Annotated in this window: 16 protein-coding genes; 9 read left to right on the top strand and 7 right to left on the bottom strand. The window is 68.3% G+C overall.

The window, feature by feature from the left end:
* Positions 1-67 precede the first annotated feature (67 nt).
* The 3 genes from PV646_RS19970 to PV646_RS19980 all read right to left on the bottom strand — a co-directional run bounded on the left by PV646_RS19970 (position 68) and on the right by PV646_RS19980 (position 4203).
* Complete coding sequence (locus tag PV646_RS19970; protein WP_500343669.1) at positions 68-1018, bottom strand: hypothetical protein; 951 nt, start codon at positions 1016-1018, stop codon at positions 68-70.
* A 593-nt stretch (positions 1019-1611) separates the two neighbouring features.
* On the bottom strand, positions 1612-2523 hold the full coding sequence (locus PV646_RS19975) for a DUF1963 domain-containing protein (RefSeq protein WP_500343670.1): 912 nt from the start codon (positions 2521-2523) through the stop codon (positions 1612-1614).
* Positions 2524-3315: 792 nt separating this feature from the next.
* Complete coding sequence (locus PV646_RS19980; protein WP_500343671.1) at positions 3316-4203, bottom strand: LysR substrate-binding domain-containing protein; 888 nt, start codon at positions 4201-4203, stop codon at positions 3316-3318.
* Positions 4204-4273: 70 nt separating this feature from the next.
* Between PV646_RS19980 and PV646_RS19985 the strand changes: the two genes are divergently transcribed.
* Genes PV646_RS19985 through PV646_RS20005 form a run of 5 tightly spaced genes read left to right on the top strand, consistent with a single transcriptional unit; the run spans position 4274 to position 8131 of the window.
* Entirely contained in the window at positions 4274-4933 is a 660-nt protein-coding gene (locus PV646_RS19985) for an RraA family protein (protein ID WP_500343672.1), read from the top strand.
* Entirely contained in the window at positions 4930-5562 is a 633-nt protein-coding gene (locus PV646_RS19990; RefSeq protein ID WP_500343673.1) for an RraA family protein, read from the top strand. Before PV646_RS19985 ends, PV646_RS19990 begins: the two co-directional genes overlap by 4 nt.
* On the top strand, positions 5559-6155 hold the full coding sequence (locus PV646_RS19995) for an RraA family protein (protein WP_500343674.1): 597 nt from the start codon (positions 5559-5561) through the stop codon (positions 6153-6155). Before PV646_RS19990 ends, PV646_RS19995 begins: the two co-directional genes overlap by 4 nt.
* A 3-nt stretch (positions 6156-6158) precedes the next feature.
* Positions 6159-7298 carry an aminotransferase class I/II-fold pyridoxal phosphate-dependent enzyme gene (locus PV646_RS20000; protein ID WP_500343675.1) on the top strand — a complete coding sequence of 380 codons (1140 nt, stop codon included), beginning with the start codon at positions 6159-6161 and terminating at the stop codon, positions 7296-7298.
* Positions 7295-8131: an alpha/beta fold hydrolase gene (locus PV646_RS20005; RefSeq protein WP_500343676.1), complete on the top strand. Its 837-nt coding sequence runs from the start codon at positions 7295-7297 to the stop codon at positions 8129-8131. The genes PV646_RS20000 and PV646_RS20005 overlap by 4 nt, the downstream gene beginning before the upstream one ends.
* A gap of 40 nt (positions 8132-8171) precedes the next feature.
* Here PV646_RS20005 and PV646_RS20010 read toward each other — a convergent pair whose 3' ends face one another.
* The 4 genes from PV646_RS20010 to PV646_RS20025 are packed head-to-tail and all read right to left on the bottom strand — an operon-like array spanning position 8172 to position 11981.
* Positions 8172-8927 carry an HpcH/HpaI aldolase/citrate lyase family protein gene (locus tag PV646_RS20010; protein WP_500343677.1) on the bottom strand — a complete coding sequence of 252 codons (756 nt, stop codon included), beginning with the start codon at positions 8925-8927 and terminating at the stop codon, positions 8172-8174.
* Positions 8924-9694, bottom strand: coding sequence for an HTD2 family dehydratase (locus tag PV646_RS20015; protein ID WP_500343678.1), 771 nt, complete (start codon positions 9692-9694; stop codon positions 8924-8926). The genes PV646_RS20010 and PV646_RS20015 overlap by 4 nt, the downstream gene beginning before the upstream one ends.
* Positions 9691-10827, bottom strand: a complete 1137-nt coding sequence (locus PV646_RS20020) for a CaiB/BaiF CoA transferase family protein (RefSeq protein WP_500343679.1) — start codon at positions 10825-10827, stop codon at positions 9691-9693. The genes PV646_RS20015 and PV646_RS20020 overlap by 4 nt, the downstream gene beginning before the upstream one ends.
* Positions 10824-11981: an acyl-CoA dehydrogenase family protein gene (locus PV646_RS20025; RefSeq protein WP_500343680.1), complete on the bottom strand. Its 1158-nt coding sequence runs from the start codon at positions 11979-11981 to the stop codon at positions 10824-10826. Before PV646_RS20025 ends, PV646_RS20020 begins: the two co-directional genes overlap by 4 nt.
* Positions 11982-12031: 50 nt before the next feature.
* Here PV646_RS20025 and PV646_RS20030 point away from each other — a divergent pair, with 50 nt between their 5' ends.
* The 4 genes from PV646_RS20030 to PV646_RS20045 all read left to right on the top strand — a co-directional run bounded on the left by PV646_RS20030 (position 12032) and on the right by PV646_RS20045 (position 15642).
* Positions 12032-12979 (top strand): LysR family transcriptional regulator, encoded by a 948-nt coding sequence (locus PV646_RS20030; protein WP_500343681.1) that lies wholly within the window; start codon positions 12032-12034, stop codon positions 12977-12979.
* A gap of 80 nt (positions 12980-13059) precedes the next feature.
* On the top strand, positions 13060-13584 hold the full coding sequence (locus PV646_RS20035) for a phosphonopyruvate decarboxylase (protein WP_500343682.1): 525 nt from the start codon (positions 13060-13062) through the stop codon (positions 13582-13584).
* On the top strand, positions 13584-14153 hold the full coding sequence (locus PV646_RS20040; protein ID WP_500343683.1) for a thiamine pyrophosphate-dependent enzyme: 570 nt from the start codon (positions 13584-13586) through the stop codon (positions 14151-14153). Before PV646_RS20035 ends, PV646_RS20040 begins: the two co-directional genes overlap by 1 nt.
* 16 nt (positions 14154-14169) lie before the next feature.
* A complete protein-coding gene (locus PV646_RS20045) occupies positions 14170-15642 on the top strand; it encodes an aldehyde dehydrogenase (RefSeq protein WP_500343684.1) in 1473 nt (490 codons plus the stop codon).
* The last annotated feature ends 5 nt before the right edge of the window (positions 15643-15647 follow it).

Here is a 15647-nt window from a genome sequence, read left to right on the forward strand (position 1 = left end):
TGCCGAGCGGAGACGCGCTCATGCCGACGAGCGAACGGTCGCTGCATGCCTGGCCGAGAGCGGTCGCCTACTTGGCAATCGACATGTTCACGAGTGACTCCGGACGTAGCGGCCACTCTGCGGAGGTGAGGCTGAGTCGGTCGCCGTAGGGGTGCCGGTCATTCTCGTCGGCCGGCAGCGGATCGCGGACGAGACACCGATGCAGCAGCAGTTCTCGGCGCTGGTGCAGCGGTTCCATCTCGTGCTCGGACCAACCGGCTCGGGGTGTCGGAGGATCGACGGCTATGTCCACCTCGCCGTCCCAGTTGAGATGCAGCCCCTCCTCATCCGAGTAGAACCGGCTGAAGCATGTTCGCCACTGTGAGTTCGAACCCCAGCCGTGCGACAAGTCATCAGTCGGGCGCGGCTGGCGACGGAAGGTGAAATACAGCGTCGAGGTCGTGGCCGCCGCGGCGTCGATGAGGTGCTGCGGCGCCCGCACCCGCACTCCGGCGCGGCTGAACAGCAGGTCACCGAACCACAAGCCGGGCCACAACACCTCCTCCACGGTCACGCTCGTCGCCGAGGGATCCTGCACCACGGTGAAGATCTCGTGGTGGAACGGGGAGAACGTCTCCGCGTGGTCGAACGGGGTCAGCCCGATGCCCGAGAAGAACTCCGTGTGCACGGCGAGCCCGTCGGACCTCACCCCACTGGTGACGCTGCCCTTGGTGACGGCACGTTCTCCGGTGGTGCCGAACTCGGTGGGCGGGTCTCCCTGTGTGCAGAACCCTTCGATCAGGTAGTCACTGACACGGCTGAGACCGTACAGCTTCATGATCCGCCACAACTGCTCGTCGTCTCCGGAATAGCCGCCGACAGGTATTCGCTCCCGTTTCCGCAGCGGCTCCAACTCGGCCAGATGCTCGGCTGCGGTCGGCCTCTGACTGCTCAGGTACGCCCGACGCTCGCCAATGCCGTCATCGTGATCGGGCAACCCTTCGTACAGCTCACGAAAGTAGCCCCAGTCGAGTTCCACGGTGCGATCATGATCCAGCCGGCTAACACCTGCAAGACGTTCCACAACCGACGGGAACGCACTCTCAGGCCGCTGGCCGGGTACAACCTTTGAACTCCGCTTCTGCTGATGAACGAACTCCGGATGTGACGGCCAAGGCGTTGATGGCGATACGTAGCACGGGCGGGATGCGCGGACGACGCTTCATCAGGTCGCGATGCACTTCAGCACCGTGCCGACGTTGACCAGTAGCCGAAACTGGCGCGGGCCAGGTGAGGCAGATGGCGAAGCAGGCGAAGCAGATCGATACGGGCGCGCTTCTCCGCACGCACAAGGGCTCGGCGGTCTGCTCGCGGCTACCCCTCCGGTCCCTCGCCGCCCCGCAGAACTCGATCGACGAACGTCTGCATCCCACACGCCGTCAACGTCGCGTTTCGCGCTTTGGCGCTCCGCCCGGAGTGCAGAGAAGGAATACCTGGCGAGGTCACGTGCGTCGGCATCGTGAAACTGGGAGCGGTCGACGCCGACGCAACAAGATCCGCAACCGGATCAGCCAACCGGCACGGCAGCTCGAACCCCGCCAAGCCAGGTGGAACAGGCGGCTCGCCGAGGAGTTACTCGAGGAATTCCGTGCAGGAGAGCACCTTGTCCAGCCGACCGGCCGCCAGGTCCTCACGGTGGATCATGAATCGCGCCTCGTGAAACTCGTCAGGCAGAAAGCGGACAAGAGAAACCCATTCCCGCACGATCCGATACTCGTCCTCCTTCCCGGAGGCCAGTTGCTCACTCGGCGCGGAAGTCCACCCGTCAGCGCGGAGCGTCTCCGGCGTCGCGGTGTTCTTCGCGTTCCTGTGCGCTTCCTCGATCTCGTTCACGTGTTCGCGAAAGCGCCACTCGATCTGCGGGTATCCACCGATGTGGGGATGATAAGGCCACTGCTCAGGCCAGAGTTCCGCCGCCAGGGCACAGAGTTGCCGGCGATGAGGCAGTTCACGCGCGGCCTGCCGCTGGAACTCGGGCAAGTCACTCTCTTCGACGTCCAGCCATTCGGGCCACTGCCCGTAGACCGTCGCGAAGAGGAGTTGCTCAGCCGCGACGAAATCACGCGGCCTGGCGAAGGTGTCAGGCTCCACCTCAGGTTCGGCCGGTTCCTCCGTGGCGACGCCGGCGGGCACGTGCATCAAGCGCGCGTGCTCCTGCTCGTCATCGATGGAATCGGCGTCAGCGGCATCCTCGTGGTGCAGAAAGATGAGCAGCGAGCCGTCTTCAGGCAGTTCGAGACCGTCGAGCCGGGGCAAGGCCGCACAGTCGAACGAGGCGACGAACGGCAACGGGTAGCCTCGGAAAGACGGCCACTTCATGCCCACCGGCAGCGGAGGCAGCCCGCCGAGTTTCCCGACAGGAGCACCCGAGGGCGTGACACTTGTACAGATAACGAATCGAAGTAACCCGATGAACTTCTCGACTTCCTCACTCGGTATGCCACGATCGACTGCCGCCTGACGAAATCCATTCACGTACTCCACGGCGAATATCATAGCGGATTCACGCTGACTCAGGTGCCCTGACCCTCATTCAACGGACGTCGAACCTTTGCGCGCGAGAAACTATGTCCATGCAGGCCAAAGCGCATGACGCTGCTAGCAGAAAACTCAGCCGAGAAGATCCAGTCGGCTTGTGGCCAAGCGTTCGACTGATGGTTCAATGAGCCAGGTCCGGACCCATAGGAGGGCCGCACCGCGAGTGACCAGCAGGTGCGCGCGGTCCGACATGTCGCCGAAGGATTGAATTGTGCCGACTGGCCCTCTGCTAGTTTCGGGCCACCTAATAGCGCATGAGCACACGAACTGCGAACTCGTGCTACACGTTGGGGATCAAGTCCTCCACAGACATAAGAATTAGCCATATGCGTATAGAGGACTTGCAGATCAAGCCGCTTATAGAGGTCAGGGAGGCTCTCCGGCTCGGCTCCCGCAGGCTTGGCGCCCCTGCGCCACCAATGCCGCGACCGTTCGATCCGCGTTCTCGGGTGCGAACAGACCGCCGATCCAGGCGTCGACCGCCTCGGTCAACAAGTCCTCTCGCACATTGGCCGAAGATGGATGCTCGCCAGCCACTTCCGAGCCAGGAACCAACGTCCGGCCGGCACACCTGTACTCCATGGCCTTGCGCGGCGCACGGGACTGCAAAACGAGCGGAGTGATTCCCGATCATGGAAGTGCACCTGATGACCGACATGATGGCGAGCGTCGCTGCGTGAACCGGGGCCGCCAGTCGCGAGCTCGCACCGGATCGGACGTTGACCGCTGTCCTGGTGGTCAGGCGGGCCGACCGAGGTCCACAGCCAGCAACGTGAGCAGCTGAACCAGGTCGCCCGGCTCCGCCCTCGTCATGGCGGTGAGCTCGATCTCCGCGGCCCCGCGGCACAACGGCCGGAACCTCACCGCCGGATGTGTCGCGGTGGCCACGGCGGGCACGACGGTGACACCGAGCCCGCATCCGACCATCGCGATCTGCGAGATGACCGAACGTGCCCAGTGCGCGGCGACCGGGCTGAACCCCGCCGTGCGGCACATCGCGGCCATCGCGTCGTGGTAGTCCGGCGAGATGTGCCGGTGCAGCCACACCCACGTCTCCCCGGCGAGGTCGGCCAGCTCCATCGGTCCGTCGGACGTGGCGGCGGGATGACCGGCGGGCAGTGCGGCGACGAACCGGTCGGCGAAGAGACGGGTCGCGGTCGTGCCCCGGGCAGGGGCGGTCTGCCGCACGATCGCCCAGTCCAGCGCGCGATCGAGCAGAGCCTGCGCGGCCTCGTGCGAGTCGATCTCCTCGGCGAGGACCTCGACGTGCGGCGCAGCCTCGTGAAACCGTTCCAGCACAACGGGAAGCGGCCAGGAGAAGGCTGAGGCCACCGCGCCGAGCCGCAGTCGCCCGCCTCGACCGGCAGCCGCGTGCCGAACAGCGGCCTCGGCATCTTCCGCCTGCCGGATCAGGACCCGGCACTCGCGCAGGAACACCGCTCCGGCCGGACTCAGGGCGACCGACCGCTGCGTGCGGTGCAACAGCTCACAGCCGAGGTGCCGCTCCAGCTGCATGATCGCCTGCGACAGCGGCGGCTGCGACATCCGCAGCCGCTGTGCCGCACGTCCGAAGTGGAGTTCCTCGGCGACCGCGACGAAGTAGCGGGCCTGGCGCAGTTCGATCATATGCACAGCCTCTTACTGACATAGTTAATCAGACCTTCACTGTATCGCCGCGGACTGCTGAAGTGGAGCCATGCCCGACTCAGCTCTCCTCGATCGCTACGCGGCGCTCGACTCCGCCGCCGTCAGCGACGCCCTCGACCAGCTCGGACTCCCGCCCGGCGTCGGCGACCTCCGTCCGGTGTGGGGATCAGCGTCAGTCGTGGGATTCGCCGTGACCGTCCAGCTGGAACCCCGCACCGACGGACCGGCCGGTGCCCACATCGCCACCACCGCGGTCGAGACCGCGGACGACCAGAACGTGATCGTCGTCGACAACCAGGGCCGGACCGACGTGTCCTGCTGGGGCGGCATCCTGAGCCTGGGCGCGGCACAGCGCGGAGTGCGCGGTGTCGTCGCCGACGGGGTGTGCCGCGACGTCGGCGAGGCCCGCGAGCTGGAGTTCCCGGTCTTCTCCCGCGGCTCCATCCCGGCCACGGCCCGCGGCCGCGTGCAGCAGCGTTCCACCGGGGAGCCGGTCACCATCGCCGGGCTCACCGTGCACCAGGGTGACGTCGTCCTGCACGACGAGACCGGCCTGGTCGTCGTTCCCCGTGACCGCGCCGTGCAGGTCGCCGAGCTGGCCGAGACCGTCGTGGCCCGGGAACGCGCGATCGCCGACGAGATTCGCACGGGTGTGCCCCTCTCCCAGGCCATGCACGACGCCCGACTCGCCGGGGAGACCGCCCGATGAGCGTCTCCACCGCGTCGCTGTCCGACGCCCTCGACTCACTCGGCCTGCCCGGTTCCTTGCACGGGATCGGCGCGCTGCGACCAGACCAACGCGTCTGCGGCCCGGTGTTCACGGTGACCTACGAGCCGGTCGACGGCACCGGCGGCACGGTCGGGGACTTCCTCGACGACGTTCCCGCCGGAGCGGTGATCCTGATCGACAACGCGGGCCGCACCGACTGCACGGTGTGGGGCGGGATCATGAGCCAGGCCGCGCGCGAGCTCGGCATCGCCGGCACGGTGATCAACGGCACCTGCCGCGATGTCGCGGTCGCCGTGGCCGCCGGCTACCCGATCTGGTCGGTATCGACGTTCATGCGCACCGGCAAGGACCGCGTCCGGGTCGCCGCCGTCCAGACCTCGGTCGTGGTCGACGGCGTCACGATCGCCCCCGGCGACATCCTCGTCGCCGACGACGACGGCGCTGTAGCCGTGCCCGCCGCCCGCTGGGACGAGGTGCTCGGTGTAGCCCAGCGCATCGACGACGTCGAGGACGCGATCGTCGAGGCCGTCCGCGACGGCGCCACCCTCTCCGCCGCACGCGCACAGCACGGCTACCACTCGCTGCAGACCAGGAAGGCCCGCTCGTGAGCGACCTCGCCCGTGGCCACTCCACCGCCACGCTCTCCGAGGCGGCCGGGCTCGCCGTCGCGTTGTCACCGGAGCTACGTCCACTGTGGACCGGCGCGCGCCTGTGCGGGCCCGCGTTCACGATCCAGGGAGCGGGGGGCGACAACCTCGCGCTGCATCACGCGGTTCTCCAGGCACCGGCCGGCGCCATCCTGGTGGCCGACCTCGGCGGTGCCCCGTTCGGTCACTGGGGCGAGGTGCTCTCCGTCGCCGCTCAGCACCGCGGCGTGACGGGCCTGCTGATCGACGGCGGTGTCCGTGACGCCGCCGAGCTCGAGGAGCTCGGCTTCCCGGTGTTCTCCCGCAACAACTCGATCGTCGGCACCCGCAAGGACTTCCAGGGTGTCTTCGGTGGACCTGTCACGGTCGGCGGCGTCACCGTCCATTCCGGGGACCTCGTGATCGGTGATGTCGACGGTGTCGTCGCGCTCCCCCTGTCGGGCGTCGACGCCGTTCTCGACCGCGCCGATGCCCGCGTGGCCAAGGAGAAGGAACTCATGGCGTTGATCCGGCAGGGCCACAACACCCTCGATCTCTACGGTCTGGGGGGCTGACCCGTGGACAACCCGATCTTCGCTGTCGCCGCCCGTGCCGCGGAGCTGCGCGCCCAGGGCGTCGATGTCCTCACGCTCGCGGCCGGCGAGCCCCAGAGCGCAACCAGTTCGCGGGTGCTGGCTGCCGCCATCGAAGCGATCAACGACCCTGCGACGCACCATTATGGGACGGCGCAGGGGGAAGCCGCGCTGCGCGACCTCGTAGCCTCGCTGATCACCACCGGCACGGGCCTGCCCCGCACAGGTGCGGACGTCCAGATCGCCCTCGGCGCGAAACACGCGCTGTACCTCGCCGTCCAGGCGCTGATCGCCCCCGGCGACGAGGTCCTGGTCTCCGCACCGGGCTGGCCCGGCCACACCGAGGTCGTCATCGCGGCGGGCGGCGTCCCGATCCCGGTGCCGACCGACGAGCGGTTCCGGCTCAGCGGCGAGTCGCTGGAAGAGCATCGCTCCGCACGCACCCGCGCGGTGCTGTTGTCCAGTCCCGGCAACCCGACCGGTGCCGTCCACACCGAAGCTCAGCTTCGCGACATCGCCTCCTGGGCCTCCCGTCACGGGATCTGGGTCGTCAGCGACGACGTCTACCGCGCCTTCGACTACACCGGCACCTACCGGTCGATCCTCCGGGTGGCGCCCTACCTGGGCGACCTCGCCGTCGTGGTCGGCGGAGTGTCGAAGGAACACGCCATGACCGGGTGGCGGGTCGGCTGGCTCGCCGCACCGCAAGAGATCATCGCGTCGGCCCGCAAGCACGTCTCCCAGACCATCACCCACGTCCCCTTGATCACCCAGCGCGCCGCCCTCGCGGCACTGCACGACGTCGACACCCCCGCGGCGGCCGCCCACGACTACCGTCGCCGGCGGGACTTCCTGGTCGATGCGCTGAACGACGTCGACGGCATCGACTGCCCGCTGCCCGACGGCGGCCTCTTCGCCTTTCCCGACGTGGCCGGTCTGCTCAGCGAGAACGGGTGGCGCACGAGCGCGGAGCTCGCCGGGTGGCTGCTCGACACCGCTCACGTCGCCGTCGTCCCCGGAGAGGCGTTCAACGCTCCCGGCCGGCTCCGGCTGTGCTTCGCGGTCGACGACCACACCCTGCACACCGCGGTCAAACGACTCAAGGTCGCACTGGAGTCCCGATGAACACGGTCCGCAAGCTCGACCGCGTGACGCTGCCCCTCACCGTCGGCCGGACCAAGGCGACCGTGTCCTGCCTGCACCGGGACGGCCCGCTCACGCCACTGGTGTTCCTGCACGGTTTCGGTTCGACCAAAGAGGACTACGCCGACGTGGTGCACCAGGCCGGGCTCGACGGCCACGCGGTGCTCGCCTACGACGCCCCCGGCTGTGGCGCGAGCACGTGCGACGACCTGGAAGCCATCTCCATCCCGTTCCTCGTGGGCGTCGCCGCGCAGGTGCTGCACACCCTCGGGATGGACCGCTACCACCTGTTCGGGCACTCCATGGGCGGCCTCACCGCGTTGCTGCTGGCCGACGAGAACCCGGGCAGCGTGGAGAGTCTCACCAGCATCGAGGGCAACCTGGCACCTGAGGACTGCTTCCTCAGCCGGCAGGCGATCACGCACCCGAGCGACGACCCCGAGGAGTTCCTGGCGGACTTCACCGACCGGGTCAGCGGATCACGTTTCGCCGCCAGCGCCCTCTACTCGGCGAGTCTGGCGCACAAGGTCCGCGCGGCGGCGGTCGCGCCGATCTTCCGATCCATGGTGGCCCTCTCCGACCACGGCCGGCTGCTCGACCGGTTCCTCGCCCTGCCGGCGCCGACGATGTTCATGTACGGGAGGCAGAACGACTCACTCTCCTATCTGGACGAACTGGCAGCCGAGGGCGTCGAGCTGGCCGAGATCAGCCGCTGCGCCCACTTCCCCATGTACTCCAACCCGACGGAGATGTGGGACCGCATCACGCGGTTCGTCACACGAACGAACAGCGTTTCCTGGAACGCGGAGACTTGATCGGCGAGTCCGGGGTTTCCGCACTCATCTTCAGACCAGTTCAGCGTTCCAGCAGCGCCTTGGCCCGCAACAGGACCGGCCGGTCGACCAGTTCGCCGTCGTGGGCGGTCACGGCGCCTTTCTCCGCCGCGGCCACGATCCCGCGCGCCCGTTCGAGGTCTTCCAAGGAAGGAGTGAAGGCCTGGTTCACCGCTTCCACCTGACGAGGGTGAACACACAGCTTGGCCGTGAAGCCGAGTGCGACCGCATGCTCCAGGTCGGCCCGCAGCACGCCGGCTGAGTCGAGCGTCGTCGTCACGCCGTCGATCGGTGCGCCGCACCCTGCTGCCGCTGCCGCCAGGACGAGAGCAGACCGGGCGTGCCGGAGCGCCTCGTGCGAGCGATGATCGACACCGAGCTGGGCCGCGAGATCGACACTGCCGAACGCCGGGCGCAGCACCGACTTCGCCGCGCAGACCGCGACCGCGTTCAACACACCCGCGGCGGTCTCGATCAGCGGAATCGTGGGCACGCCAGGATCCAGCGGCTCTTCGGCTTTGGGCACCATCACCGCCGCCGCACCACCGACCGCGGCCAGGTCGTCGCCGTGCCACGACGTACCGGCCGCGTTGATCCGCACGACAGCGCGGTTGCCGGCGGAAAGCCAGGACCGGACGTGTTCTCGCGCCGTGTCCTTGTGATCAGGGGCAACGGCGTCTTCCAGGTCGAGCACGACCACGTCGGCTCCGCTCTCCGCCGCCTTGGCGAAGCGGTCCGGGCGATCGCCGGGAACGAACAGGAACGAGCGGCCGTTCATCGAAGCACCCCGGTGGCGGTCTGGCGGCCGTGGACGTCCCGCACAGAGGTCACGATCGAACCCGAGTCCTCCACCGCCTTCACGACCATGCCCTGGTGATCGAACAGCGGTGAGATGAGCCGGTACTCGAAGGACCGCGGTCCCCGCGCCGCCTCGGCCATGGCGAGCGCCTGCAACGGTCCGTGCGTGAGGAGCCCCGGATAGCCCTCGGCGTCACGCGCGTAGTCGCGGTCGTAGTGGATGCGATGCGCGTTGTAGGTCAAGGCGGAGAATCGGAACAGCAAGGTCGGCGACACGTCGATCACCCACTCGTCCTCGCCCGCCGGGATCTCCTCTGCCGAGTCGAACCGCGGCGTGACGCCGGCGTCGCGGTAGACGATGTCCTGCTCCTCCTCGACCACGAGCACGTCCCGTTGCCAGATCTCGTGCCGCACCACGACGAACGTCAGCGGCCCGGACTTGCCCTGTTTGTCCTGTGTGGACAGCACACTCGAACGACGGGTTGCGATCTCCCCGCACCGCAAGGGATCATGCGCGCGCACGCGTCCACCAGCCCACATCCGGCGCCGGCCAGGACCGGGCGGGGTGGCGACGGTGTTGCGCACGGGGTGCCCGTCCCTGCCGAGATCACCCTGTGCGGGGCGGTCGAGCAGGTAGAACCAGTGCCACAACAACGGCAGGCCGTCGCGTTCGAGGTCTGGCACCGGCACGTCCAGCAGCGCGCCGAGGGCGACGGCGGGGCCGGGCTGCAGGAGTTCACTGGTCATGCCGAAAGCCTCCCGAACTCCGCGCGGATCGCTTCGTTGTGCTCACCGAGTGCGGGAACCGCGCCCATGACCGGGTCTCGACCGGACTCCACCGGCGGTAGCAGCGCTTCGACGGCGCCGGCGGGCGTGTCGACCTGCCGCCAACGGGACCGCGCACGCAACTGCGGGTGCTCACTCAGCTCCCCCGGACCGCGCAGGCGGGCGTTCGCGATGCCCGCCGCGTCCAGCAGATCCAGGACCTCCTCGGCCGAACGATCCGCGAAAACCGACTCCAGCAACGGAGTCAGTTCTTCGTCGTGCCGTACCCGGTCGGGATTGGCGCGGAAGCGAGGGTCGTCGACCAGCTCGGGCAGGCTCAGCACCTCCTTGCACAAAGCGGCCCACTCCCTGTTGTTCTGCACGCCGAGGAACACCGAACCGTCGCCAGTCCGATAAGGACCATAAGGTGCGATCGAGGCGTGCCGCGCACCAGTTCGCCGTGAGGGTTCGGCGCCGTAGCGGGTGAAGTACGCGGGCTGGCTCATCCACTCCCCGAGCGCGTCGATCATCGCCACGTGCAGAGAAGCTCCGGAACCGGTGCGCTCACGGTCGTACAGGGCCGTCAGAATCCCGCTGTAGGCGTACATTCCGGTCGCGATGTCGGCAATCGAGATGCCTGCCTTCGAGGGGACGTCCGGGGTGCCGGTGGTGGCGAGCAGACCTGTTTCGCACTGCACCAGCAGGTCGTAGGCCTTCTTGTCGCGGTACGGCCCGTGCGGTCCGTAGCCCGACACCGAGCAGTGGATCAGCTCTGGCCGGGAGGCACGCAGGGTCGCCGCGTCCAGACCGAGCCGCTCGACCGCTCCAGGCGCCAGGTTCTGCACGAACACGTCCGCGCCGGCGATGATCGCCCGCAACAGCGCGCGATCGGTCTTGATGTCGAGTTCAACGCTCTCCTTGCCGCGGTTGAGCCACACGAAGTAGCTCGACTGGCCGTGGACGGTCCGGTCGTAGTCGCGGGCGAAGTCGCCGGCGCCCGGCCGTTCGATCTTGATGACGCGCGCGCCGAGGTCAGCGAGGTGGCGGGTGGCGAGCGGTGCGGCGACGGCCTGCTCCAACGCGACGACCGTGACACCGGCCAGGGGCTGGCTCATGACGACCTGACCGGGTGGCGCTTGACGAGTTGGCGGGCGATGACGTTGCGCTGGATCTCGTTGGTGCCCTCGCCCACGATCATCAGCGGGGCGTCGCGGAAGTATCGCTCGACGTCGAACTCGGTGGAGTAGCCGTACCCGCCGTGGACGCGGATCGCGTCCAGCGCGACCTCCATCGCCGTCTCGGACGCGAAGAGCTTGGCCATGCCCGCCTCCAGGTCCGCCCGCTCACCGGAGTCGTACCGGCGCGCCGCGTGCAACGTCAGCTGCCGGGCGGCCTCCAGTTTCGTGGCCATGTCGGCGAGGTGGTTGCCGACGGACTGGTGCTGCCAGATCGGCTTGCCGAAGCTCTCGCGTTCCTGGGCGTAGCGCAACGAGTCCTCCAGCGCGGCCCGCCCCACGCCCAGCGCCCGGCACGCCACCTGGATCCGGCCGATCTCCAGCCCGCGCATCATCTGCGCGAACCCGTGGCCCTCCTCTCCACCGAGCAGGGCCGTCACGGGCACGCGGAAGTCGTCGAACGCGAGCTCGCAGCTCTCCACGCCTTTGTAGCCGAGCTTGGGCAGATCGCGGGACAGCGAGAAGCCGGGTCCCTTCTCCGCCAGCAGGATGCTGATGCCCGAGTGTGCGGGCGACGCCGTGGGATCGGTCTTGCACAGCAACGCGATCAGGTCCGAACGGCGGGCGTTGGTGATCCACGTCTTGGAGCCGTTGACCACATAGGACTCACCGTCGCGGCGGGCCACGGTGCGCATGGCCTGCAGGTCCGAGCCGCCGCCGGGTTCGGTGAGCGCCATCGTCGCGCGGATCTCGCCGGTGGCCATGCGTGGCAGGTACCTGTCCTGCTGTTCGCGAGTGCCGTACGCGACGAGGAGTTTGGCCACGACGGTGTGACCGCCCATCGCGCCGGCCAGCGACATCCAGCCTCGTGCCAGTTCTTCCGTGACCATGGCGTAGCACTCCGCCGAGACGTGCGCCTCACCCCACGGTTCGGACACCGCAAGCCCGAAGATGCCCATCTCCTTCATCTGGTCGATGAGCTTCTCGGGGTAGGTGTCGGTGTGGTCCAGCTCCTGCGCGACCGGTTTCACCTCGCGGTCGACGAACTCGCCGACGAGCCGGACGATCGCGACTTCTTCCTCGGTCAACGTCATGACACCTATCATGACTGCGAATGAGACCGGCCTGGTAATGACGAGTCGGCATGACCTCATGCGAGGCCGCGATGGACTTCAAGCAGCTCAAGGCACTGGTGACGGTCGTGGAGGTCGGCAGCGTGACCAGGGCGGCAGAACTGCTACACCTGGTCCAGCCCGCCGTGACGCGACAGATCCGCGCACTCGAACAAGAGCTCGGCGTCGAGCTGTTCGAGCGCACCAGACAGGGCATGCGGCCCACCGCCGCGGGAGTGAGCCTCGCCGAACGCGCCCGGCGCGCGTTGACCGAGATCGACCGGGCCCGCGCCGAGATCGCTCCGACGCCGGGAATCGTCACCGGCATCGTCACGGTCGGACTGCTGGAGAGCGCGGCCGACCTGCTGGCCGAGCCTCTGGTGTCCGCGCTCGCCCGCGACCACCCCGGCGTCGAGCTGCGACTGCTCACCGCCTACTCGGGGCACCTCCAGCAGTGGCTCGACGACGGTGACCTCGACCTGAGCCTGCTCTACAACCTCACCAGCACGCCGTCGTTCAACGTCACTCCGCTGGTGCGCGAGCAGCTCTGGGTGGTCGCTCCCCCGGACGCCGGCCTGCACGCGGACGAGCCGGTCTCGTTCGCCGGCCTGGCCGAGCACCCGATCGTCATGCCGTCATCCGGGCACGCCCTGCGCAGCCTGATCGAGACCGCCGCGCGCACCGTGAAGGCCGACCTGCGCGTCAGCGTCCAGACGAACTCGATGCACCTGCAGAAGCACCTCGTGCTCGGCGGACACGGGTGGACGGTGCTGCCCGGAGTCGGCATCGCGACCGACGTGGCGAACGGGGTGCTGTCCGCCGCGCCACTGAGCGAACCTCAGGTGTGGCGGTCGATCGTGCTCGGGATGCCGCGTGCCGGCCGGACGCCTCCCGCGGTCGAGGTGGTGGCCAGGGAACTGGTCCGCCAGGTGCACGAATCAGTCCGAAGTGGACGGTGGCCCTCCGCTCAGCCGAGCTGACCGCGCCATGACACGACGGCATGGAGGCATGCCGACTTTCTATTTCTCAGGCGCTGGCATCACCACTGATGATGGCTCGCATGAGCCCAGCACCGCCACTGTGGCAAGAGAAGATCTTCGAGGTGCTTCGGAAGGGCGGGGTCGAGCAGATCGCCTACGTCCCCGATGCCGGACACTCGCACGTCATCCGTGAGGCGCACAACGACCCCGGGATCCACGATGTCGTGCTCACCACCGAGGAAGAAGGCGTCGCCGTCGTGTCCGGCGCGTGGCTCGGCGGTCAGCGGGCCGTACTGCTCATGCAGAGCAGCGGTGTCGGCAACTGCGTGAACATGTTCTCGCTGCTGGAGATGTGCCGCTTCCCGTTCCTCACCCTGGTGACGATGCGCGGTGAGTACGCGGAGTTCAACCCGTGGCAGGGGCCGATGGGACGCGCCACGCAGCGCGCGTTCGAGCTGATGGGCATCACCGTCGTGCGGGTCGACGCCCCCGACGAGGTCGAGGACACCGTGAGCGCCGCACTCGACACCGTCTTCGAAGCGGGCGAACGCGTCGCGGTACTGCTGGGGCAGAAGTTGATCGGCCGCAAGACTTGGGAGCGTTGATGATCCGCCTCGACCGCCGTGAGTTCGTGGCCTCGTTGAGGAACGCCGTACCGGACGCGCTGGTCGTGTCCGGGCTGGGTTCGGCGTCCTACGACCTGTTCGCCGCCGGACACCGGCCCGGCAACTTCTACCTGTGGGGCGCGATGGGCGCCGCCGCTCCCCTCGCGCTCGGGCTTGCGCTCGCCCAGCCGGAACGGTCGGTCATCGCGCTCACCGGTGACGGCGAGCAGCTCATGGGCATCGGTTCCCTCGGCAGCATCGCCGCCGCGCGTCCGGCCAACCTCACCGTGGTCGTGCTGGACAACGGGCACTTCGGTGAGACGGGCATGCAGAAGAGCCACACCAGCCTCGGCACCGACCTCGTCGCCGTCGCCAAGGGATTCGGCATCCCGGACGCGTTCATGGGTACCGACGTGACAGCCGTGGCCGAACGGGTCCTCGCTCGCCGCGGCCCCGCGTTCGCCCACGTGCCGATCACCACCGACGAGCCGCCGCGCGCGTTGCCGTCCCGCGACGGAGTGGCCGTGAAGAACGACTTCCGCGCCGCACTCGGCCTGTCCACCTTCTGACGTCACGGAGCCCGTCATGCAGCGGTATGCGATGTTCATCGACGGCAAGGACCACGACCCGGCGGGTGGCGAGTGGTTCCGCACCGACAACCCGTTCCGCGGCGAGCCGTGGGCGGAGATCGCCAAGGGCGGGCAGCGCGACGTCGACGAGGCGGTGGAGGCCGCGCATCGGGCACTTCCGGGGTGGGCGGACCTGACCGCGAGCGGTCGTGGCGCGGTGCTGCGCGCGCTCGGCGACGCGATCGCCGCGCACGCCGAACGGCTGGCGAAACTCGAAGTTCGGGACAACGGCAAGCTGTACAACGAGATGCGCACCCAGCTTTCCTATCTGCCACAGTGGTTCTACTACTACGGCGGGCTCGCGGACAAGATCGAGGGCAACGTCATCCCGTTGGACAAGAAGGGCTACTTCGCCTACACGCAGAAGGAACCCGTGGGGGTCGTCGCGATCATCACGCCGTGGAACTCGCCGCTGATGTTGCTCGCGTGGAAGCTCGCACCCGCCCTGGCGGCAGGCTGCACCGCGGTGATCAAACCGTCGGAGTACACCTCGGCGTCCACAGTGGAGTTCGTGCGTCTGTTGCACGACGCCGGGTTGCCGTCCGGTGTCGTCAACGTCGTGACGGGCTTCGGCCACGACGCGGGCGAAGCCCTGGTGACGCATCCGCTGGTGCGCAAGGTGAGCTTCACCGGTGCCGACTCCACCGGCCGCCGCATCAACCAGGCCGCAGCCCGCGACCTCAAGCACGTCAGCCTGGAACTCGGCGGCAAGTCGCCGAACATCGTCTTCGCCGACGCCGACCTGGACTCCGCCGTCAACGGCGTCGTCTCCGGGATCTTCGCCGCCACCGGCCAGACCTGCATCGCGGGTTCCCGTTTGCTGGTGCAGGAAAGCGTGCACGACTCCTTCGTCCAGCGCGTGGTGGATCTCGCCGCCACCGCCCGCATGGGAGACCCGATGGACCCGGCCACGCAGGTCGGCCCCATCACGACGCCGGCACAACACCGGAAAGTGCTCGACTACATCGACATCGCGCAGGCCGAGGGCGCCACCCTCGCGCTCGGCGGGCAGGCCGCCACCCGGCCGGAGTGCGGTCAGGGGTGGTTCGTCGAGCCCACGATCTTCACCGGCGTGCGCAACAGCATGCGCATCGCCCAGGAAGAGGTCTTCGGTCCGGTGCTCGCGGTCGTCCCGTTCCGCGACGAGGACGAGGCCGTCGAGATCGCCAACGACGTGCGCTACGGGCTCGGCGCCGGCGTGTGGACCAGTTCCATCGGCCGTGCGTTCCGGATGGCGCAACGGATCCGGTCCGGCACGGTCTGGGTCAACACCTACCGCGCGGTCAGCTACCTCGCACCGTTCGGCGGGGTGAAGGACTCCGGCCTCGGCCGGGAGAACGGCATCGACGCCATCCACGCCTACCTCGAGGACAAGTGCGTCTGGATCAACACCGGCGCTGCGACGGGAAACCCGTTCGTCATGCGCTAAGGGCC

It is taken from the genome of Streptomyces sp. ID05-26A (assembly GCF_033794685.1).
Classification (GTDB): Bacteria; Actinomycetota; Actinomycetes; order Mycobacteriales; family Pseudonocardiaceae; genus Lentzea.